This window comes from Amycolatopsis sp. NPDC004378, from assembly GCF_053602455.1.
On the sequence record NZ_JBSGDR010000007.1, the window covers coordinates 358,264 to 379,588 of the forward strand.

A 21,325-nucleotide genomic window follows, 5' to 3' on the forward strand; every position below is an offset into this window, starting at 1 on the left:
GTTGTCGGACAACCGGGGGAAGATCGGGTTCGGTGGCTGGTTGAGGGGAGCTCGGGGCAGCTGAGGGGGATCGGTGGAGTTTCGCGTGTTGGGGCCCGTTGTCGTGTCGGGGAAAGGTCGGGTTTCGCCGGTGGGGGAGCCGAGGCCGCGCACGCTGTTGGCGTTGCTGGCCCTGGAAGCGGGCCGGATTGTGCCGATTGAGCGCATTGTGGACGCGGTGTGGGGTGAGCGGCCGCCGGCGAGTCGCGGTGCGGTTTATACCTGCGTGTCCGTGTTGCGGAGGAGTTTGGTGTCCGCAGGCGTCGATCGAGATGTGCTGAAACGCCGGTCCGGCGGGTACGTACTGGACATAGCGCCGGACTTGGTGGATGCGCACGTGTTCGACCAGCGGGTAGCGCGCGGCCGGACCGAGATGGACAACGGGCGTGTCGAGTCCGGCCTGGAGTCGCTGGCGGCAGCGCTGGATCTGTGGCGGGGCACGGCGTTGGGCGGGGCGTCGGGGACATGGGCGGAACAGGAGCGGGCCCGGCTCGCCGCGGCGCGACTGACCGCGCTGGAGGAGCGGATCGACGCCGAGCCGGCCTTGGGGAGCGGCGCGGCGCTGATCGACGAGCTGCGAACTTTGTCGAGTCGGCATCCGCTGCGGGAACAGCTGCATGGGCAGCTGATGCTCGCACTCGGCCGGGCCGGCCGGCAGGCTGAGGCACTGGCGGTGTTCCGGCAATGCCGGCAGCGGTTGGTGCAGGACTTGGGGGTGGAGCCAGGTCCGCGGCTTCGGGAAGCGTTCGAACAGATCTTGCGTGGCGAGACAGCGAGCTCCTCCGCCGCGATCGAATCGGTGGTCATGCCGGCTCCCGCGCCGGTTCCGTGGCAGATTCCCCCGGACACGGCGGATTTCACCGGACGCTCGGCGGAGACGGTTGCCGCCGCGGAGTTTCTGACCCGCTCGGGCGAAGCGACCCGGGTATGCGCTGTGTCCGGGCAGGCCGGTGTGGGCAAGAGCGCGTTCGCCACGCATGTCGCGCACCGCGTGGCCGCGCGGTTCGACGACGGAGTGCTGTTCCTCAACCTGCAGGGCACCCGGCCGGAACCGGTCGGTGCGAACGAGGCACTGGCGGCGATGTTGCGGGGACTCGGTGTGGCCGACTCCGCGATGCCTGCCGGGCTCGAGGAACGGTCGCACTTGTTCCGCACCCGGACCGCGCGGAAAAACCTCCTGGTCGTGCTGGACGATGCGGCGGACGAGCGCCAGGTCCGGCCGTTGCTGCCCGCCGGCGGCGGCACCGCGGTCGTGGTCACCAGCCGTCGCCGGCTGTCGGCACTGGAGGGTGCGGCACGGTTCGAGCTCGGGGTGCTCGACGAGCCGCACGCAGTGGCGTTGCTGGAACGGGTGGCGGGTACGACGAGGGTAGCTGCCGAGCCTGAGCAGACGCGGCTGGTCGTACGGCTGGTCGGGTACCTGCCCTTGGCCGTGCGGATCGCCGGGGCCCGGCTGGCGGCGCGGCCGGATCGGCCGCTGGCCTACCTGACCAGCAGGCTGAGCGAGCGGCGGCGGATGCTGGACGAGCTGGTCGCCGGAGACTTGGCGGTCCGCGCCAGCCTGGAGCTCAGTTACGCGGGCCTGACGGATCGGGAATGCACGGCGTTGCGCCGGCTGGCCTGGCTGGGGGTGCCGGAGTTTTCGCCATGGCTGGTGGCGCCCCTGCTCGACGTTTCGGTGGACGAGGCCGAGAAGGTGGTGGACCGGCTCGTCGACGCCCGGGTGCTGGACCCGCTCGGGTTGAACGCCGCCGGGCTGGAGCGATACCGGTTGCACGCGCTGATCCAGGTGTTCGCGTGCGAGCGGGCCGAGGCCGAGGAGACGCCGGCGGACGCCCTGCTCGCGGCCGAGCGGGCGATCGACTGGTGGCTGGCGCTGCTGTGGCAGGCGACCGACCAAGCACCCACCGACGTGCTGCGGCTGCGCACGCTCAAACCGTCACATGCCTACCGTCGGATCGGTGAGGTCACGGCCGCCGAGCTGATCGCGGCGCCGACCGCCTGGGTCGAAGCGGAGCAGGCCGTGCTCGTGCACGTCGTCCAGCGGGCGGGTGAACTGGGACTGGCCCCTCAGGTGTCGTGGCTGGTCGCCGCCTTGACCACCTCGACCCTGGCAGCGTCGACTCGCTTCCCCCGATGGTGGTTCGACCACGCGGCGGTGCTGGAGGCGCAATGCCGCAAGACCGAGCGCAAGGGCCGGGCGCTTGCCGAACCACCCGAGGGCTACCCCGGTGATCAGACTCGATTCGACGAATCTGCCGCGTACTACCGGCGAGCCATGGACAAGCACCGCGCCGAGAACGACGTGGAGGGTGTCGCGGCGAGTGCGATGGGGTTGAGTGTCGTCTGCCGCGAACGGGGCGATCTGTCCGGTGCTCTGCGCGTGCTCCGGGAGGCGCCGCAGGCGACCGCGGTGACGCCGCTGACCAGGGCGCGGATTCACCACAACCGCGGCATGGTCCACGTCGAGCGCGGTGACCTCGAGCTCGGGTTCGCGGACTACCGGATCGCGATCGAGCTGTATCGCGAGGCGGCGGACCTGTGCGGAGTCGCGCTCGTCGAGATGACGTCCGGCGTCGCTCACCGTGCCGCCGGCCGGCTGGACGAGGCCGCGCACTACTGCGAAAGCGCGGTCAGCGGGTTACGGGCGTTCGAGAACCCGATGTTGCTGAACAACGCCATCCAGGCGGCGATGAAGGTGCGCATTCGCCGGCAGCGGACAGCGGGGGTGGAAGCTGTCGTGTACGAGACGCTCGAAGAGTGCCGCCGCCACGAAGACGGCTTCGGTCAGGCACTGCAGCTGCGTACGCTCGGTGAACTGGCCCTCGCCGAGGGGCAGCTGGCCGATGCCGAGGAGTTCCTGCGGCTGTCTGTGCGCTGGTGGGAGGCGCTCGCGCTGCCGTTGTGGCGCGCCCGCAGCCTACGTGACCTCGCCTCCACTCTCGCCGAACAGGGCAACACCGCCGAGGCCACCATCGCGTGGTCCGAGGCGCTCGCCGTCTTCCGCCGGCTTGGCAGTCGCGAAGCGACCGAACCGCACCCCCTGTCCGGCTTGGACATCAACCTCCGTTGAGCAGACGGATCCGTTGTTCCTGAGATTGTCGGAAGGTTTCCCGAAGCCGTCTCGGGCAGGGTCGCCAGCACACAAGTCGAGCGGGCATGCCGGCGCCATGATCGGAGTAGCCGCCGTCCGAATCGTCGAACCACGCTCCCGCGATTCCCCGGAGAGGGGTACACCTCCCCATGCCGCTGCGCATCCGCTTCTCCACCGCAGACCTGACCCGGCTCACCTTCGCCACCCGGCCCGACCCGATGTGGGAGCTCCTGCTCAGCCTGCACGCCTTGCAGACCCGTGCCGACCCGTACCTGGACCGGTGGCGAGCGAGCGTGACGATCGACAGTGCCACGCGTTCACTGCTTCGCCTCGCGCCTCCGCACGGCTACTCGCCCGACTTCCTCACACCAGAGGAAGCAGCGACGAGCTTCGAAGCCGGCATCGCCGGGATACTCCGCACGCCGGCCCACCGGATCGCGACGGAGCTGGCTCTCCTGACGAACCGCCCCACGCCCCCAGCCTGGGGCGCCCGCCTGGCGGGCGGCGACCGCCGCGAACTGAACGACCTCGGAGGTGGCCTGAGCGAGTACCACCGGCGGACGCTGCGCCCGCAGTGGGCCCGGATCGAGAAGGTCGTCGACGACGAACTCGTCGCTCGCACCCGCCTCCTCGCGGCACAGGGCACCGACGCGCTGCTGAACTCGCTGCACCCCCAGCTCGTCTGGCGCGAGCAGGTCCTCCACGTCGCCGGCGACCATGTCACCGGCGACCTGGAGCTCGACGGCCGAGGACTACGGCTCGTGCCGGCGTACTTCTGCCGCCGCGTCCCGACGCTCCTGGCCGACCCGGACCTCCCTCCCGTGCTGGTCTACCCGGCCGGACCCCGTCCGGCGGAGACGGCCGACGACTGCGCCGTGCCGGGCGACCCGGGAGCGCTGGCGGACCTGCTGGGTGCCACCCGCGCCACGGTTCTGACCGTCCTCGCCGACGGCTGCACGACGACCGAATTGGGGCGGCGAGTCGGAATCGGCGTCTCGTCGGCCAGCTACCACGTCTCCGTCCTTCGCTCGTCCGGACTGATCACCAGCAAACGCTCCGGGGCGACTGTCAGCCACCGGCTGACGGGTCTGGGCGCAGACCTCCTCGGCCGTCGCCGAGTTCATTCGTAACGACCGCTGGCGCAGCGTACGACCGCCGGCGGTCAAGCCTGATGCAAACGCGACATCATGTCGTTCATCAGGTGCAGCCCCATGATCGGGAGTTACACCGCTTGTTTACAGTCCCTTTGGCACTACCGGCGTCTGGCCGTCACCTACCCGCGCCGATTTACCGGGCTGTCAGTGTCCAGCATCGCCAACGCCGAGCCCGGCGAGCCCACTACCAGCGGAGACGCGCCGTCAATCACGAAGTGCGGCTGGAGTACCAGCCCAATCCGCCCCCGCCGGCAGGCCGGCGGGGGCGGTCTTGATCATGTGTTCGGCTAGTTGCACCAGAGGTGGTCGACAGTTCCCGGCGTGGGGACGTGGATCGGGTCCAGGAAGATCGTGGCGTCCCGTTGGTTGGGGTCACCGAACGGCGAACTCGGGTTGTTGGGGTCCGGTTGCCACTGGTCGATCCACTCGACCAGGCCACCGTCCAGCCACGACAGGCTGCGGACCTGACCGTTGCAGCTCTTGGCGGAGATCTGGCCGCCCGCGTGCCACGGGCCGAACATGCCGGTCGTGGAGTACGAGTAGCTGGCGCCGGTGCCCGGGCAGTACCCGCAGTTGGGCGCCGAGTAGGTCATGTACAGCACCGACCCGGACCGGAAGATGGCCGGTGACTCGACGTCGTCTCGGTTGGCGACGTTGCGCGCGCCCGCGCCGACCCCGTTGACCCACCACTGGTCGAGCTGCTCGATGTTCAACGTCTGGTTCGCCATGGTGCAGACGATGTACGCGGTGCCGCCGTCGTTCACGATCGAGAAGTCGCCGTTGTCGTAGCAGACCGACATGTTCGGCTTGTTCGTGCTGCCGTGCGCGCCGCCGGCCTCCGAGCCGCACGGCCCGGCGGGGCCGTTGCACCCGAGCGCGTAGTAGGCGTTCGCGCGGACCCGGTTCCAGTCGTCGGGCGCGTTGAACCACAGGATCCAGACGCCGTCGCTCTGCCGCTGCACCATGCGCGGGTTGAAGCAGCCGGCGCCGGAGTACTTGACGCAGGTCTGCTGCCAACTCTCACCGCCGGGGACGATCCCGCCCCAGCTGTTGTGCCCGTTCGGGTCGAACAGGTTGCCGAGGTCGGTCCAGTGCACCTTGTCCGGCGAGCTCCACACGCCGAAGCCGCAGAAGTCCGAGCTCGCGTTCCGCCACTGGAAGCCGCAGGCGTAGCGGGTTCCGTACAGGTAGTAGGTGTTCCCGACCTTGTTGATCATCCCGTCGTGCCCGTCCACGCCGACGATCTGCTGGGGCGTGTCGGGCGCGACCGCCGACGCGGCAACCGCCGCGCTCGCCCCGGGTCCCGCTCCCGTGCCACCCACCGCCGCCAGCGCGACGGCCATGGCACACAGCGTTCTGCTCAGCTGCCGGATCATTTGTCCCCATCCAGTCGGCGATGACACCTGCCGGTTTGAAGCGTTTCAATTCACGGCATGCTAGCAACGCGCCGACCGCGGCTACCAGCTATTCGAGGACGTTCGAAAGCAACGGGTGAGACGGCGTGTTCCTGCGCGTGTCGCCGCACCCGCCCGCGATCACGTCCACGCAAGGTGCGCGCGTCGGTCCCAGTACGCGGCCGGATCCTCCGCCAGGTCGGCCGGCAGCATCCGGTCCTCCTCGTCGACCGGGACCGGGCCGAGGTTCGACCGCAGCTGCTGGCTCCGCCGAGCACCACGTCCGCCCACGGCTGTGCGAGCGCGGCGGCCATCGTGACCGCGTCCGGGCCGGCCGTCGCCCGGATGGCGATGTCCGCGACGGCACGGGGTGGTCCACGGCCAGGCGGCCGTTGGCCATGACCTCCATGACCAGGACGCGGGCGCCGCCCGCGTGGGCTTCGGCGAGCGCGTCGCCGACGGACGTCTCGGTGCGGGTGGTGACAACGCTGCGATGGAGTCGTTCTTTTCGTTTCTGCAGAAGAACGTTCTCGACACACGCCGGCGGCGAACCCGCAGGTTCACCTTTCCTGCTGTTCTCCCTCGTCAGGTGAAGTGTCGGGTTCCGTCTGGCGAGGGAGGTCGAAGCCGGGAACTGTAACAACGAGCGGTATGACTCCCGATCATGGAAATGCGCCTGATTGACCGACATGATGTCCGGCGTGGAGAACGCTGAGGACTTGACGCCCGAGGGCAGGCTGGGTGGCCGGGACGAGCAGCGGCCGACCCGCCGGGTTCCGCTGCGTGCCGTCCTGTGGGTCGCCGGCGTCGTGGTGTTCTGCGTAGCGGTGGTGGCCCGCATCGGCCGCTTCGGGTTCGCGCCGACCGACCAGGGCTTCGTGCCGGCGCTGAGCTGGCGGGTCCTGCACGGCGAGATCCCGCACGTCGACACCCTCTCGGTGCGCCCGCTAGGCTCGGCGTACCTGCACACGGGCTGTGGATCATGATCCACAGCCGAGGGCATCGGAGGTCAGCGTGCGATGCTCAAGGTCGAGTGTCAGGGTTCGTTCGTCTGACCGCACCTTCCGTTCGAGGCTGTATGCCGGCGGAGCAGAGGCTTTCATTGAGACCATTACGTGGGACATCGGTAAATACAGCTGGGATTCGTGGTTCTATTGAGAAGTAAGAGCAAGATCACTGTCGTCATATTCGTTGCCGGCGTCATAGCCGCGATTGCCGCATCTGCACTAAGTGACGGCTCCTGGGTAGGGCGAATCGTCATCATAGTACCGATTCTTCTTGTTGTCGCAGGACTGTCGGCCATGGTTAGGGCTCGACAGAAAGGTAAAAATAATTCGAGCTAGCCAGCATCCGTGCCCGCGAATCGATGTCGATCACATCCGCAGCGTACGTCTGTCGTGCTTTTCAGGCGTCGAACTCCCAGGGAGCTCCTGTCCCCGGTCGCGTCGCGGTGCCTCCGGGTGGCAGGGCGAGGACGTCGAGCAGGGTTCGGTCGTCGTCGACGGCGTGGTGCAGGTGCCCGATCTTGCCGGTGGCGGCATCCGCGTCGGATGCGCCGATGAGCTGCCAGGTGCCGTCGTCGGCGTCGTGGCTGACGAACCGGACGGGCTCGCTGCGCTCGAAGATCTCACGCGTTTGGATACAAGCGGTTCCCAGCAGCCAGTGCCGCATCCACCACGCCCGGCGATCGTGGTGCATGAACTGGTCGGTGACCCACCAGATGAACGGCAGGTCCTCGTGGGCGCGGGCCTGGTCCGCGGTCAGGTCCGGGCCGCCCTGCGGCACGCGCTCGAACGGCTCGTCGGTCAGCGAGTACGCGTATCCGTCGTCGTTCTCGAAGGCCACCGCGTGAAAGGTGCCGCCCCCGGGGTTGCCGGCGCCGATTCCGACCGAGAGGCGAGCGACGTGCGGGTCCGCGCCGGTGGTCCAGCCGAACGCGTACGACGCCAGTTCGCCCTGCGGGCCGACGAATTCTCCGAACGCACGCCTGTCCATGCCGGTGCCACTGTGGGCGGGCACTTCGACGAGCTTCCCCTCGATCACCTGAATGTTCACGCCAGAAGGGTAGCTTCTTCAGCGGTCATGGCAGGGAGCCCGCCCGCCGCAAGTGATAGCCGGGTGTGGCGCTACCGGCGGCGTCCGACGGTGAGTTCCTGGTCGGCGGCTGTCTTCAGGTCGCGCGAATCGCTATCCTCGGCGCGTCGAGGAATCCGGCGGGGTCTTTCGGTACGTTGAGTCGTCTCCGCCATATCGGGACTATCTGTCACATCCTCCGGGTGCGGCACCGGAGGCGTCGGCGGAGAAGGTGTACGACCCTCCGGAACCAGGGGCAGGTTCCGTCCTCGTGTACCCGCCCCACCGGGTCGGCAGCTGGAGGGCCATCTGGCAGGACCACGGCACCGAACGCCACGAGACCATCGAGTCCGACATCTTCGCGGAGATCATGCGATGGGCGTTCACCCGAACCGACAGCGTGTACATGGTCGAACTGCACACGTCCGTCGTCGGCGGGCCGGGCACGACTCGCTTAGCACCGCTGCCCGCCACCGACATCCCTACGTAGTCCTCCACAGCACGTTGAATCCCGTCGACGATGTGAAGGCGTAATCGACAACAGGCGTCAGCGGGGCTGAACCAACCATGGCAACCATCCCGCTCGTCGGCAGAATCGAATGTCCGCAGCGCACGGCCGGTATGAGTGCGTTGGCGTGGCGTTTAGGCGGTGCGCTGCGCGCGCCGGCATCGGCGGCGAACCGTGCGCGGGTACTGCCGACCGCGCCGTCCAGGCGGTCGAAGTGATCCGGTGACGCAGTCTGTGAAAGTGCGGGCGTGGAAAATCAACAGGTCAACCTGGTAGCGGAAACTGTTGCGCAGCAGATGAGCCACGCAGGTCCGAGTGATCGTCTGCGGCCAGACGGTCGTGATCGCGTCCGGCAGGCCAGTAAGTCCGGCAGACACGACTACGGGCACGTCGACGACACCGCGGTTCCGTCGTCGGCCCACAAGCCGAGGATGTCGCGGCCGCCCCCGTAGGTCACGGCCAGGGCGACGTAGATCGGCCGGTGGCGACCGCACTATCTGCACGACCACGCCGGTGCCGGCGGCGACGTCCTCCGACAGATGTCGGCGCGTAACCGCCGCCGCGTTTCGCCGGCTGCCTCCGCTCTCGCCCGGATCCGGCACGGCCGCGTAGCAAGTTCGCCGGGCGAGCAGGGATTATGGCGCGTGGGGGCCGACGTCGGCCGGGGTCAGCGGCCGGGCTGGGGTGGCGATGTTGTGCTGATCGGCGCCGGTGTCCTTGGCGGCCGGCCGGGTCTGCTGGTCGATGTCGAGCGTCACCTGCGGGAAGGAGCCGGTCGCCGCGCCGATCGCCGGACTGTCGGCGGCGGGCCGCAGCAGACCGTGTGTGTCCTTCGCCAGCTTCGGGTCGATTGTCTTGTAGGCGCCCGCGGGCAGGGTGCCGGCGGGGGAGCCGAACAGGATGTTGCCGGTGAAGTGCGAGGACGTGCCGCTTTCCTTGGCCGCCGGCTGGCCGTGGCCGAGCAGGATGTTGTCGGCGAGCGTGTCGTCCGAGGGCGGGAACGGCTTGCCGCTGTTGTACCAGACGAGCGGGCCGCTGCCGGAGAGCGTGTTGAACGCGACCAGGCAGTGGTCGGCGGCCTCGTGATCGGTGCCGCTGGTGGTGTCGTCGCGGACCTCGCCGCCGCCGACCTCCATCGCCGGCCCCGTGGTGTCCTCGACGACATTGTTGACGATGACGTGGTTGTTGCCGAAGAAGCGGATGCCGGTGCTGCCGCCGACGAGGATGTTGCCCTCGACGCGCGTGTTCCACCCGTGCCTCAAAGAGATCGTTCCCCGGCTGTTGACGACCGTGTTGTACCGCACCACGTTGCTGGTCGACTTGATGGAAATCGCTTCCGAGTCGCCGTCGGCCTTGTCGAACAGGTTGTCCTCGATCAGCCCGTTCGCCACCGCGTGCTGGCGGCCGGAGAGGCCGAAGCGGATCGACTCGCCGCCGTTCGCGCCTTGGTACTGGTGGTTGTAGAAGTAGTTGTGGTGCACGTGGACCCGCTGGGCCATGTCGTGCGCGCCGGGGCCGACGACCTGGAGGTAGACCCCCTGCGCCGTCCGGTTCTGGAAAGTGTTGTGGTCGACTTCGGTGTCGTCGGCCTTGACCGTCAGGTCGGCGCCGCCCGGATTCCCGCTGAAGGTGTTTCGTGTTATCCGGTTGGCGGCGGCGTTGCCCGGCACGGTCAGCCCGGTGTCGTTGTCGAACTCGAAGCCCTGGACGACGACGTGGGACGCCCCGGTCAGGTCCAGCCCGCCGGCCCCGGTGAACCGGACCTGCCCGGGCTGGGCCGCGGTGATGGTGATCGGCGCCTGCGCGGTGCCCGAGTGCGGCACCCGGATCAGGCCGGTGGCGTAGGCGCCGGCGGCCACCTCGACCCGGTCGCCCGGCCGCGCCCGGGCCAGGGCCTCGGTGAGCCGGCCCGGTGACGACGCGGTCAGTGTCCGGGGGCCGGCGGCCGCGCCGGCCGGGGTGACCACCGGACCGCAGATGGCGAGCAGTCCGGCGACGCCGGCCGCGGCCAGTGCGCGGGGGAGGGCGGAGACCATGTCAGCTCCTCTGGTGGTGAATTCAGCGGGGTAAGGGGGAGAAAGCGTCTTCTCGTCACGAATGCCTGATTAGGGGGAAAGCGGTGACGGTGGGGAATTCCGGAGGCCCCGCCTCGGCCCGAGGATGATTTCCGGCCGGGTTCCGCATTCGCCGTACGCTCATTCACACTCCCGGAATCGGGTGACAGTCAGTCCCGTGACTTCTGCGGCGGCCCACTCAGGGAACCATCAAAGATCGGATGAGTCAAGCTGGGTGACCTGCATGTGCAGCACTTGACGGTCATGTGTCACCAGGCGGGACATGCCGGTCAGCGCTCAGAGATCCTATCTCTCGGCTGTGGCGAGGTCGGCTCCGAAAGCGGTCGGGCCGCGAATGCGCTCAGCGGATACGGGCCGGGCCTTCATGCCTGCGCGACACGGGCGCATTCGGCGCATTTCCGCCGGGCGAGCGGTGGGAACCGGTCGGCCGTCCGCTAGGGAAGGGACGCCCGCCCCACAATTGAGGATGACAACTGTGCCGGGCAGCCGATCCTGGGCCGGTGATGAGGGCGCCGGGGCCGGGGTGTCGACGTGCCCGCGGTCGCGGCCTCCGACGGTGCTGCGCAGCCGGGACCCGGGCGAAGTGGCGGTGCTCGCCGCGCGGGTCGCGACGATGCACGGCGTCCAGCTCGGCGAGCAACGCGGTCAGCCCGGGGGAGCCGGCCAGCGCGCGTGGGGTCGAGGCGGGGCGGGGACATCCCGCTTCGCGGGTGCCCCTGAACGTGGGTTCAGGCGCGGCTGAGCAAGCGCGCACAGGCCTTCTCCAGCACGGCTCGCGCGTCGTCCCCGTCGAGGCGCCCGGCCCGCTTCAGCGCGGCCGCGATCGTGCGCTCGCCGCGGTAGGCCGCCACCACCCGGGGGTCCACATAGGACGTCCGGCAGACCGCCGGGGTGTTGCCGAGCGCGTGCGAGACCTCCTTCATCACGCCCGACTCCGCGCGCTTGCGGGCGGCCTTCGACGCGGGTGGCTCGGCCGCGGCGAACGCGGCCGCCGCCAGCACCGTCGCGGTCCACGTGCGCAGGTCCTTCGCCGTGCAGTCGTCGCCGGCCAGCTCCTTGAACCGCTCGTTGACGTCGGCCGCGCGCACCTCGTGCCAGGCGCCGTCCTCGCGGTAGACGAGCAGCCGGTCGCTGCCCGTCCGGCTGCGCCGCAGGGACTTCACCACCGCGGCCAGCGCGGCGTCCCGGATCGCCACCTCCCGGTCCAAGCCGCCCTTGGCGACGTAGCGGAACCGGCACTCGTCCCCGCGGACCGTGACGTGCGAACGCAGCAGCGTCGCGACGCCGTGGGTGCCGTTCTCTTCGGCGTACTCCTCGCCGCCCGTGCGGAAGATCCCGCGGTCGAGCATCCGCAGGGCAGCCGCGAGCACCCGCCGCCGCGTCAGGCCGGTCCCGGCCAGGTCGACCTCGACCGAGGCCCGCCACGCGGGCAGGCGGCGCGCCATCGCCAGGACGCGGTCGTGCTTCTCCTCGTCACGGTCCCGCCGCCACTGCTCGTGGTAGAGGTACTGGCGCCGGCCGGCGTCGTCGGTCCCGACGGCCTGGACGTGCCCGTTCGGGTGCGGGCAGATCCACACCTGCCGCCACGCGGGCGGGATGACCAGGCCCGCGATCCGGTCGAGGAGCTCCTGGTCGGTGACCGGGGTGCCGTCGGGCATGGCGTACGAAAAGCCCCGGCCGCGGCGAACTCGCCGGATGCCGGGGCCGCGCAGGTCACTGCGGCGCAGCCGGGTGCGTCCCATCGCCGCCAGGTACCCCCGCCGGGCGCGGCGAAACCCCGGACGGGCTCAGGCGGGCCCGCGGCGGAGCGGCCGGACGGCCGGGCCTTGCACGACTTCGCCGTCGACGCCGAAGCGCGAGCCGTGACAGGGACAGTCCCAGGTTTTTTCGGCGTCGTTGAACGAGACGAGACAACCCAGGTGGGTGCAGTGCGCGCCGACGGTGTGCAACTGCCCGGCTTCGTCGCGGTGGGCGGCGACGAGCTCGCCGCCCACCCGCACGATCTCGGCGTCACCGGGGCCGAGGTCGTCGAGCTTCGCGGTGCGCCACAGCGCGGCGACGTGGTCGCCGATCAGGTACTTCGCCACGGTGAGGTTGTCCTCGGCCAGGCCGAGCACCGAACCGGCGTCGAAGCGGTTGGGGTCGTACAGGTCCGCGGCGGGGTGCGGTTCGCCGAGGATCCGCGCGGCGAGGACGTGCCCGGCCGCGGTGCCGCCGGTCATGCCCCACTGGCCGAACCCGGTCGCGACCCACAGGTTCCGCGCCCCGGGCAGGTACCGGCCGACGTACGGTAGCAGGTCCACAGTGGACAGGTCGTGTGCGGACCAGCGGTGCGTGATGCGGTGCAGGCCCGCGTGCGCGTCCGCCCAGTCCGCGAGCCGCCGGTACCGGCGCTCGACGTCGACGTGCGCCCCGACGCGGTAGTGTTCGCCGCCGGCGATCACCATCGGCGTGCCGTTTTCGGTGTACCGGCGCACGGAGTGGTGGGTGTCCGCGTCCAGGAACATGCCGTCGGGCGGGGCGTCGCCGGCGGCCGGGCCCGCGACGACGAGGTCGCGGACCGGCTCGAGGCGGGCGAAGTACAGGCCGCGGTCGAGCACCGGGTAGTGCGTCGCGACGACGACGTCGCCGGCCACGACGTCTCCGCGCGAGGTACGGACGGTCCGTCCGCCCAGCGCGGTGGCGCGGGCGTTCTCGACGATGGTCCCGCCCGCCCGCTCGACCTGTTCGGCCAGGCCGAGCAGCCAGCGGCGGGGGTGGAAGTGCGCCTGCCCGGTGGTCCGGACGGCGCCGAGGGCGGGCACGTCGAGCGCGACTTCGGTGCCGAACGACGCCGGCAGCCCGGCCGCCGCGGCGGCGTCGGCCTCCCGCTCCAGCGAGGCGAGGGTGCGCTCCCGCGTCGTGTAGACGTAGCTGTCCGCGCGGGTGAAACCGCAGTCGATCCCGAGCTCCGCCGACGTCGCGGCGATCCACTCGAGGGCGGCGGCCTGCGACTGGGCGTAGGTCGACGCCGCCTTCGCGCCGTGCCGGGAGGTCAGTTCCGCGTACTTGGCGCCGTGCTGCGCGCTGACCTTCGCGGTGGTGTGGCCGGACACCCCGGCCGCGACGCGCTCGGCCTCGAGCACGACGACCGAGCGGCCGGCGCGCGCGAGCAGCAGCGCGGTGGTGAGCCCGGCGATGCCCGCCCCGAGGACCGCGACGTCGGCCTCCGGGGGCACCGGCTCACCGGTGCGGTCGGGCGCCGGAGCGGTGTCGACCCAGAGCGAGAGCGGTGCGGGCAGCGCGGTCATGCGTGGCGGGTGCCCGCTGCCGGCCTGGCGAAACCCGGCCGCCCGGCAACGCCGCGTGCGCGGTCCGTCGCGCGCGGTGGGCCGCGTCACCGCGTACGGTCGGGGTGGACAGGCAATCCAAGGAGGCGCGGAAGCGGGATGACGGCGGATCACGTCCACGACGTGTCGGTGGCCCTGCTCGAGCTCGCGGAATCGTTGCGGGCCGAACAGCCCCGCGACGAGGCGCTCGCGCGGATGGCGGCCCGGGCCGTGACGCTGGTACCCGGCGCCGACGCGGCGAGCGTGACCCTGTTCGACGGCGGGGTGCCCACCACCGTCGCGGCGACCGATGCGGCCGTCCTCGCTCTCGACGAGGCCCAGTACGCCCTCGGCGACGGCCCCTGCATCGAGGCGACGCGGACCGAGACGGTCGTGCGGACCGACCTCGGCCAGGCACGCCGCCGATGGCCCGCGTTCGCCCGTGCCGCCGCCGGCGCCGGTGTCGAGACGATGCTCTCGTGCCCGCTGTTCGTGCGCGCCGACGACGCCGCCGAGCAGGAGGCCGCGCACTACCACCGCCTGTCGGGCGCGCTCAACGTCTGGAGCCGCCGCCCGGGCGCCTTCGAGCCGGTGCACGCCGCGCTGCTCGCGGTGTTCACCACCGCGATGTCAGGGGTGATCCTGACCGTGGCCCGCTGGCGGCTCGCCGAGCTCGAAGCCCGGCAGCTGCTCACCGCGCTCGAGTCGCGGGACGCGATCGCGACGGCCAAGGGGATCGTGATGGCGCGCCGCGGCCTCACCGCCGACGAGGCGTTCGCCTGGCTCACCCGGCTGTCCCAGCGCAGCAACCGCAAGGTGCGCGACATCGCCGCGCTCCTCCTGGCCGATCCCGGCGTCGTCGAGCCGTGCGAGAGCGACCGGCGCCGGGCCGGGCTCGACGGCGGACTGCCGCGCCCGTGAGCTGCTCCGGGCCGGGTGCCGGCTCGCGACCGGAAGAGGTCGCGCGCCGGCTGCTCACGCGGACCGAGCTTCGCGCCGCGGAGAACGAGGCCGTCGGCATCCTCCAGGTCTGGCACGACTGCCGGCGCGAGCAAGCGCGCGACGAGCTCGACGTCACCGGCACCGCCGCCGGTCAGGAGGTCGAAGCCCGCCGGATCATCGCGGTGGTCGACGCCGACGCGAACGGCCGGGCCGACCCCGACGCCGGCTGGGACTGAGCTTCAGGCCCCCAGGGCCGACCGCAGGTCGAGGGCCTGGTCGGTCACCGCCTGGGCGACCTCGCGCAGGCTGCGGCCGGAGTGGGTGCTGTAGGCGAACAACCGCGCCCGCGCGACGTCCGGCGCGATGTCCAGCGAGGCGGCGACCACGCCGACCGCCTGACCGATGTGCACCCGGTCGTTCAACGTCGTCAGCGTGTGCTCGGCCAGCCGCGCCAACCGCCGTTGATCACGCTCCTGGGTGAGCCCGAGCGTCGCCAGGTCGGCGAGCGCCTGCCCCTGCCGCAGCCGCCACACCGAAAGGTCCACCGGCCGGTCGTAGAAGACGTTGAGCCCTCCGACGGCTTGGTCGACCAGCGACATCGGGAACGCGTAGACCGCCCGGAAGCCGGCGGCCGTCGCCCTGGCGACGAACTTCGGCCACCGCCGCTCCCGGGCCAGGTCGGCGCTGCGGACGATGGAGTTGTCCTCGACGCAGTCCACACAGGAGCCCTCACCGGCCTGGGCCTGCAGGACCTCGATGAACCGGACCGTTTCGTCGGACGCCGAGAGCACGCTGACGCCGCCCCGGGGGTCGGTCACGAGCACGCCGGTCGCGGTGGCCTCCAGCGCCGTGCCGTACGCCTGCGTCACCGCTCGCAGCACGGTCAGCCCGTCGTGGTGGGCGGCCAGCAGCGCGGTGATTTCGGTGACGGCGTCGCCGAAGTGATCCGTCGGAGTGCTCACGCCGTCAGCATACGGGCACCCCACGGCCCCGGCCCGGTGGTCGCCCGAGGCTCAGTCGGGTGGTGCTTCGAGGCGCAGCTGCCGCAGCACGACCGCCCGCGCGACCTCGGTCAACGGCAGGTGGTGGCTGAAGGCGTGCGCCCTCAGCCGCAGCAGCGCGTCTTCCAGGCTCACCCGCAGCTCGGTCGCCAGCATCCCGGTCGCGACGTTGACGTCGTCGTAGAAACCCTCGTGGGCCGGCGGCGACGCCGGTTCGGTGCCGGCGCTGTCCGTGAGCAACGCGGTCGTCGCGAGGTCCGCCAGCACGAGCGCGTCGGCCAGCTCGTCGGCGGACAGCCCGCCGGTCCGCCGCCGGTAGAGGCCCAGCGTTCCGAGCCGGATCGCGCCGGCCTGCAGCGGGAAGGCGAACGCCGCCGCGAGCCCGCTGGGGAGCGCGCTGTCGGTCAGTCCCGGCCACCGGTCCCGGTCCGCCCGCAGGTCGTCCACCAGGACCGGGCCGCCGGCTTCGTACGCTTCGACCCCGGGGCCTTCACCGACGGTGTACTGCAGTTCCTCGAGCGCGGCGGTCCAGTGGTCGCTCGCCGCGGCCAGGTCCTGCACCCGGGACTCCGTCCGCACGGTGATCGCGGCGCCGTCCACCTGCAGCTCCGCCACCACCAGGGCGACGACGACGCCGGCCCAGCCGCCCTCGCCCGGCGCACGCTCGCTGAGCAGCCGCCACAGCCGCTCACGGCGCCGACCGTCCACCGCCCGCTACCTCCGCACATCCGGCGACCACCACTCATCCGGCCGTTCCCGTGCCCATCATCGCGCACGCGTCGCCGTGGTGCCGCATCGTCGCGGAGGTTTTCCCCGTTTCGCCCGGTCAAGGCCGGGGTGTCCCGGGGCATGACCATTTTCGTGGTGTGGGTCCCGGCTGCCGGCCTGCCGGAGATCAACCCACGGCCTCGAGCGCCGGCGAGTCGCGTTCGGACTGTCCGAACGCGACCGAACGTCAGCCCGACTGGGGGTCGCTGTCGTCGTGTTCGTCCCCGCTCGACGTGCCCTGCTCGCCGCGGAGGGTTTCGCTCTGCGCTTCCGGGGTGTTGCCGTGCGGGTCGTCGTGCTCTTCGGCGGCCGGATCGGTCGGGCGCCGGGTTCGGTCATCGGACGGCATGGCGGAGCCTCCTTCGTCGGTGAATTGGGCCCCGAATACCCGGTCAGGCGGAGTTCAACCCGGGCCCGCGGTGCCAGTGCTCGGCCAGCAGCTCGTAGGACCGGACCCGGTCGGCGTGGTCGTGGGTGATGGTCGTGATGACGAGCTCGTCCGCGCCGGTCGCCTCCTGCAGCTGCCGCAACCGGGCCGCCACCGTGGCGGGCGAGCCGGTGAACTGGGTGTCGACGCGGTCGGCGACCAGCGCGCGGTCTTCGTCGCTCCACTCGTGTGCCGCCGCTTCGGCGGGCGTGGGGAAGGGGATCGCCCCTTCGGCACGGCGGATGCTGCGCACCCACAGGGCGTAGCCGGAGGCCAGTTCCCGGGCGGTGGCGTCGTCTTCGGCGACGACGACGTCGGCCGACACCGCGACGTAGGGCTCCGGGAGCGCGTCCGACGGCTGGAAGGCCTTCCGGTAGGCGTCGACCGCTTCGAGCACGCTCGACGGGCTGACGTGGTAGTTCGCGGCGAAGCGCAGCGAGTTGCGGCCGGCGACGGACGCGCTCTGCCCGCCGCTGCTGCCGAGGATCCAGATCTGCGGCCGCGTGCCTTCGCCGGGCACGGCGTGCGCTTCGACGCCGTCGGCGGACCGGTAGGTGCCGCCGAGCAGCGCCAGGATGTCGTCGACCTGCTCGCCGTAGTCGGGCGACTCGGCGCCGGGTTGCTGCAGCAGCCCGAAGGTCACGCCGATCCGCGCGGACCGGGCCAGCCCGCTGAAGTCGGGTTTCGGCGGGATCAGCAGGCCGTTGGCGGCCTGGGTGGGCGCGGTGGGGCGGGCGGCCGCGGCGGCGTACTCGCGGACGAGCTGCTTGCCGCTGCGGCCGAGGCCGAGGTCGAGCCGCCCGGGGTGGAGCGCGTCGACGAGCCCGAACTCCTCGACCGTGGCCAGCGGCGTGCGGTGGGCGAGCTGGACCCCGGCGGAGCCGAGCCGGATGGTGCTCGTCGCGCCGGCGACCAGGGCGATGAGGATCGGCGGGGACGCGCCGGCCACGCCCGGGTTGAGGTGGTGCTCGGCGAACCAGTAGCGGTGGTAGCCGAACCGTTCGGTCCGCCGGGCGAGGTCGACGGTGTTGCGCACGGCTTCGGCGACGGTCGCGCCGGAGCTGATCGGGACGAGGTCGAGCACGGAGAGCGGGACGTGCATGGACGGTCCTTTCGGCTCGGTACCCCACAGCTAGCCAGAGCCGGGGTGACACCGCATTGGTGTTCAGCATGTGGGCGCCGACGCCCGCGGGCCGAAGTCCAGGATCTGGAACCGCGCGGCGGCTCGTTGACCGGGCTCGGTCCGGCTTCCTAAGGTCGTGGGCGTCAGCAGGAAAGGCGGTGCGCGCCTTTTCTTCCCGTTCTTCGCAGAACAGGTACCTCCATGCCCGAATCCGTCTGGGTCGCCCAGTCTGATCCGCGGGTCCGGCCATTGCTCGCCGACCTGGCTCGCGAATATTCGACGCGCTACCACCGCGTTCTCAACGACGTCCACTTCGAACTCCGAGAATACCCCGCGGAGCGGTTCGCGCGGCCGGATGGTGGCCTGGTGCTGCTCGTGGCGGAAGGGTGCGCCGTCGCGGGCGGTGCCTTTCAGCGCTACGACGGAGAAACGGCCGAGCTCAAGCGGATCTGGACCCATCGCGCGCACCGGGGCCGCGGGCTCGCCCGCCGTGTCGTCGGCGAGCTGGAGGCCGAAGCCGCGCTGCGCGGCTACACGCGGATCTTCCTCACGACGGGGCCGAACCAGCCCGAGGCGCGCGGGCTCTACCTGGCCACCGGCTACACGCCGCACTTCGACGTCGATGCCGTCCCCACGACGCGATTGCCCTTCTCCAAGGCACTTCCCGCTGTCGTGGGGGCGAGATGACCAGCGATCTCGGCACCCGGCCCGCGCCCGCCGCGGCTCCGGAGGAGTCGCTGAAGATCGTGCCCGCGCGGCACCCGCTGACCTGGGTCGCCGCCGTCGTGGTCGCGGTGCTCGTCGCGATGGCCGGCCACGCGCTGCTGACCAACGAGGCGTTCGACTGGCCGACGTTCGCGAAGTTCGTGTTCCAGAAATCGATCTTGGAAGCCGTCGCGCTGACGCTGGAACTGACGTTGTTCGGCGTGGTCGCCGGATTCCTGCTCGGCACCGTGCTGGCGGTGATGCGGATTTCCCGGAATCCGCTGTTGCGTGCGGTCAGCTGGACCTACACGTGGATCTTCCGGTCGGTCCCGCTCATTCTCCAGCTGCTGTTCTGGTACAACCTCGCGATCCTGTACAACGAGATTTCGTTCGGCATCCCGTTCGGGCCTTCGTTCGTCTCGGTGGGGACGATGAGCCTGATCCCGCCGTTCCTCGCCGCGGGGCTGGGGCTCGCCCTGCACCAGGGTGCCTACGCCGCGGAGATCGTGCGGGCCGGGTTCCTTTCGGTGGACGCCGGGCAGCGCGAGGCCGCCGCGGCACTGGGCATCCCGGCCGGCCGCCAGTTCCGCCGGATCGTGCTGCCGCAGGCGATGCGCACGATCGTGCCGACCGCGGCCAACGAGATCGTCGGCCTGCTCAAGGCGACGTCGCAGGTCTACGTGATGGCGCTGCCGGAGCTGTTCTACCAGGTCCAGGTGATCTACACGCGCAGTGGCCGGGTGATCCCGCTGCTGCTCGTGGCCACCGCCTGGTACCTCGCGCTGACCACGGTCCTCTCGATCGTGCAGTTCTCCGTCGAACGCTACTTCGCCCGCGGTACGCAACGCACGCTTCCGCCGACCCCGCTACAGCGCCTTCGCGCGGCTTGGCGGCGGGCATGACCGCGGAGTTCATGGTGGACGTCCGGGGCGTCCACAAGAGTTTCGGTGCGCTGACCGTCCTCGACGGCGTCGACCTCCAGGTGCGCCAGGGTGAGGTGACCGTCCTCTTGGGACCGTCCGGGTCCGGGAAGTCGACCCTGCTGCGCCTGATCAACCACCTCGAGCGCGCCGACCGGGGCTTCATCAGCGTCGGCGGCGAGCTGATGGGCTACCGCCGCGCGGGCGACCGGCTGCACGAGCTCAAGGAACGCGAAATCCTCAAGCAGCGCACCAGGATCGGCTTCGTCTTCCAGAACTTCAACCTGTTCGGGCACCTGACGGCGCTGGAGAACGTCGTCGAGGCGCCGATTTCCGCGCAACGCCGACCGCGCGCCGAGGCCGAGGCCACGGCGCGCGAACTGCTCGCCCGGGTCGGCCTCGCGGAAAAGGCCGCCGAATACCCGCGGCGGTTGTCGGGCGGTCAGCAGCAGCGCGTGGCGATCGCCCGCGCGCTGGCCCTGGAGCCCGATGTCCTGCTGTTCGACGAGCCGACCTCGGCCCTCGACCCCGAACTGGTCGGCGAGGTCCTGGCAGTCGTCCGCGACCTGGCGAAGGCGGGGACGACCATGGTCGTCGTCACCCACGAGCTGGGTTTCGCCCGCGAGATCGCCGACACCGTCGTGGTCCTCGACGAAGGCCGCGTGGTCGAGCAGGGCCCGCCCGCCGAGGTCCTCGACCGTCCCCGTCACGCCCGCACCCGGGCCTTCGTCGAAAAGGTCCTTTGAGGAGAGTCATGAAACTGAGAACCCTGCTGCTCGCTTCGGTGTTCGCGCTCGCCGCGTGCGGCAGCCCCGAAGCGGCCACCACCGCGCCGGCGGACCAGCCCGGCGGCGTCAACATCACCGCGAACCAGAACCGGATCCGGGCCCAGAAGGTCGACGCGATCGCCGCGCTCGTCCCCGCGGCCATCCGCACCCGCGGCACCCTCGTCGTCGGGACCACCGGCAACGGCACCCCGCCGCTGTCCTTCCGGGCGGACGACGACAAGACGGTCATCGGCGTCGAGCCCGACCTCGCCCAGCTGGTCGCCGACGTGCTCGGGCTGAAGCTCGACCTGCGGGCCTCGTCGTGGGAGAACCTGTTCCTGTCGGTGGAAAACCGGCAGTTCGACGCCGGGTTCTCGAACATCACGGTGACCGAGGAGCGCAAGGACAAGTACGACTTCGCGACCTACCGCAAGGACACCATCGCGTTCGAGGTCAAGAAGGAAAAGACCATCGCGGTCAAGGAGGCGAAGGACATCGCCGGGCTGACGGTCGGGGTCGGCGCGGGGACGAACCAGGAGCAGATCCTGCTGCGCTGGGACCAGCAGAACAAGGCGGCCGGGCTGGCGCCGGTGAAGTTCCAGTACTACCAGGCGACTTCGGACTACTACCTCGCGCTGCAGTCCGGCCGGATCGACGCCTACGTCGGCCCCAACCCGACGTCGGCCTACCACGTCGCCGTCGACGGAAAGACCAAGATCGTGGGCACGGTGTCCGGCGGCGGCACCATCCCGGCGGACATCGCGGCGATGACCAAGAAGGGCGACGGCCTGGTCAAGGCGTTGCAGCAGGCCCTGGACACGGTGATCAAGAACGGCCAGTACGCCGAGGTCCTCAAGCGCTGGAACCTCGCCTCGGAAGCGCTGCCCGCGTCGGAGGTCAACCCGCAGGGGCTGCCGCGCAAGTGAGCTAGCTGTATGAGGCCATGACGTTGGTGACACCAGCGTGGAGCCGGGTGACCGGTGGCCGGTTTCCGGCGGCAGTGTGTGGTCGATGGTAGTTGTAGTGG

At 70.8% G+C, this 21,325-nt stretch carries 19 protein-coding genes and 2 pseudogenes; 10 read left to right on the forward strand and 11 right to left on the reverse strand.

The window, feature by feature from the left end:
• Positions 1-130 precede the first annotated feature (130 nt).
• Both ACWEN0_RS23335 and ACWEN0_RS23340 read left to right on the forward strand, forming a co-directional pair.
• Entirely contained in the window at positions 131-3,112 is a 2,982-nt protein-coding gene (locus tag ACWEN0_RS23335) for a BTAD domain-containing putative transcriptional regulator (protein WP_451977147.1), read from the forward strand.
• Between the two features lie 170 nt (positions 3,113-3,282).
• Entirely contained in the window at positions 3,283-4,263 is a 981-nt protein-coding gene (locus ACWEN0_RS23340; protein ID WP_451977080.1) for an ArsR/SmtB family transcription factor, read from the forward strand.
• 311 nt (positions 4,264-4,574) lie between these two features.
• Here ACWEN0_RS23340 and ACWEN0_RS23345 read toward each other — a convergent pair whose 3' ends face one another.
• Positions 4,575-5,630, reverse strand: coding sequence for a family 43 glycosylhydrolase (locus ACWEN0_RS23345; protein ID WP_451977083.1), 1,056 nt, complete (start codon positions 5,628-5,630; stop codon positions 4,575-4,577).
• A 752-nt stretch (positions 5,631-6,382) separates the two neighbouring features.
• Here ACWEN0_RS23345 and ACWEN0_RS23350 point away from each other — a divergent pair.
• The gene (locus tag ACWEN0_RS23350) at positions 6,383-6,667 is read left to right on the forward strand and encodes a hypothetical protein (protein WP_451977150.1); all 285 of its coding nucleotides are present in this window, start codon (positions 6,383-6,385) and stop codon (positions 6,665-6,667) included.
• A gap of 418 nt (positions 6,668-7,085) precedes the next feature.
• On the opposite strand, the gene ACWEN0_RS23355 is transcribed toward ACWEN0_RS23350, so the two are convergent.
• Positions 7,086-7,736: a hypothetical protein gene (locus tag ACWEN0_RS23355; protein WP_451977086.1), complete on the reverse strand. Its 651-nt coding sequence runs from the start codon at positions 7,734-7,736 to the stop codon at positions 7,086-7,088.
• Positions 7,737-8,025: 289 nt separating this feature from the next.
• Here ACWEN0_RS23355 and ACWEN0_RS23360 point away from each other — a divergent pair, with 289 nt between their 5' ends.
• On the forward strand, positions 8,026-8,244 hold the full coding sequence (locus ACWEN0_RS23360) for a hypothetical protein (protein WP_451977089.1): 219 nt from the start codon (positions 8,026-8,028) through the stop codon (positions 8,242-8,244).
• Positions 8,245-8,534: 290 nt separating this feature from the next.
• Here the strand turns inward: ACWEN0_RS23360 and ACWEN0_RS23365 are convergent.
• The 4 genes and pseudogenes from ACWEN0_RS23365 to ACWEN0_RS23380 all read right to left on the reverse strand — a co-directional run.
• Positions 8,535-8,746: pseudogene (locus ACWEN0_RS23365) on the reverse strand (transposase); the annotation flags it as partial.
• 151 nt (positions 8,747-8,897) lie between these two features.
• Complete coding sequence (locus ACWEN0_RS23370; protein ID WP_451977091.1) at positions 8,898-10,298, reverse strand: polysaccharide lyase 6 family protein; 1,401 nt, start codon at positions 10,296-10,298, stop codon at positions 8,898-8,900.
• A gap of 767 nt (positions 10,299-11,065) precedes the next feature.
• A complete protein-coding gene (locus tag ACWEN0_RS23375; RefSeq protein WP_451977094.1) occupies positions 11,066-12,079 on the reverse strand; it encodes a DNA topoisomerase IB in 1,014 nt (337 codons plus the stop codon).
• Between the two features lie 45 nt (positions 12,080-12,124).
• Positions 12,125-13,627, reverse strand: coding sequence for an FAD-dependent oxidoreductase (locus tag ACWEN0_RS23380; RefSeq protein WP_451977097.1), 1,503 nt, complete (start codon positions 13,625-13,627; stop codon positions 12,125-12,127).
• 138 nt (positions 13,628-13,765) lie between these two features.
• Here ACWEN0_RS23380 and ACWEN0_RS23385 point away from each other — a divergent pair, with 138 nt between their 5' ends.
• Together ACWEN0_RS23385 and ACWEN0_RS23390 are read left to right on the forward strand one after the other, a co-directional pair.
• On the forward strand, positions 13,766-14,566 hold the full coding sequence (locus ACWEN0_RS23385; RefSeq protein WP_451977100.1) for a GAF and ANTAR domain-containing protein: 801 nt from the start codon (positions 13,766-13,768) through the stop codon (positions 14,564-14,566).
• On the forward strand, positions 14,563-14,823 hold the full coding sequence (locus ACWEN0_RS23390) for a hypothetical protein (RefSeq protein ID WP_451977103.1): 261 nt from the start codon (positions 14,563-14,565) through the stop codon (positions 14,821-14,823). The genes ACWEN0_RS23385 and ACWEN0_RS23390 overlap by 4 nt, the downstream gene beginning before the upstream one ends.
• Before the next feature lie 3 nt (positions 14,824-14,826).
• Here ACWEN0_RS23390 and ACWEN0_RS23395 read toward each other — a convergent pair whose 3' ends face one another.
• From ACWEN0_RS23395 to ACWEN0_RS23410, 4 genes are all read right to left on the reverse strand, one after another.
• Positions 14,827-15,549, reverse strand: a complete 723-nt coding sequence (locus tag ACWEN0_RS23395; protein ID WP_451977106.1) for a GAF and ANTAR domain-containing protein — start codon at positions 15,547-15,549, stop codon at positions 14,827-14,829.
• 51 nt (positions 15,550-15,600) lie between these two features.
• Positions 15,601-16,296, reverse strand: a complete 696-nt coding sequence (locus tag ACWEN0_RS23400; RefSeq protein ID WP_451977109.1) for a GAF and ANTAR domain-containing protein — start codon at positions 16,294-16,296, stop codon at positions 15,601-15,603.
• Between the two features lie 247 nt (positions 16,297-16,543).
• Positions 16,544-16,705, reverse strand: coding sequence for a hypothetical protein (locus tag ACWEN0_RS23405; RefSeq protein ID WP_451977112.1), 162 nt, complete (start codon positions 16,703-16,705; stop codon positions 16,544-16,546).
• Positions 16,706-16,748: 43 nt separating this feature from the next.
• A complete protein-coding gene (locus ACWEN0_RS23410) occupies positions 16,749-17,885 on the reverse strand; it encodes an MsnO8 family LLM class oxidoreductase (protein ID WP_451977115.1) in 1,137 nt (378 codons plus the stop codon).
• A 222-nt stretch (positions 17,886-18,107) separates the two neighbouring features.
• On the opposite strand from ACWEN0_RS23410, the gene ACWEN0_RS23415 reads away from it, so the two are divergent.
• From ACWEN0_RS23415 to ACWEN0_RS23430, 4 genes are read left to right on the forward strand one after another with little or no spacing between them, the layout of a single operon-like run.
• Positions 18,108-18,593, forward strand: a complete 486-nt coding sequence (locus ACWEN0_RS23415; protein WP_451977118.1) for a GNAT family N-acetyltransferase — start codon at positions 18,108-18,110, stop codon at positions 18,591-18,593.
• Complete coding sequence (locus ACWEN0_RS23420; RefSeq protein WP_451977121.1) at positions 18,590-19,513, forward strand: amino acid ABC transporter permease; 924 nt, start codon at positions 18,590-18,592, stop codon at positions 19,511-19,513. Before ACWEN0_RS23415 ends, ACWEN0_RS23420 begins: the two co-directional genes overlap by 4 nt.
• A complete protein-coding gene (locus tag ACWEN0_RS23425) occupies positions 19,510-20,277 on the forward strand; it encodes an amino acid ABC transporter ATP-binding protein (protein WP_451977124.1) in 768 nt (255 codons plus the stop codon). Before ACWEN0_RS23420 ends, ACWEN0_RS23425 begins: the two co-directional genes overlap by 4 nt.
• An 8-nt stretch (positions 20,278-20,285) precedes the next feature.
• Positions 20,286-21,224 (forward strand): ABC transporter substrate-binding protein, encoded by a 939-nt coding sequence (locus tag ACWEN0_RS23430; RefSeq protein ID WP_451977127.1) that lies wholly within the window; start codon positions 20,286-20,288, stop codon positions 21,222-21,224.
• A gap of 1 nt (position 21,225) precedes the next feature.
• Here ACWEN0_RS23430 and ACWEN0_RS23435 read toward each other — a convergent pair.
• Positions 21,226-21,325, reverse strand: a pseudogene (locus ACWEN0_RS23435) (IS481 family transposase); the annotation flags it as partial.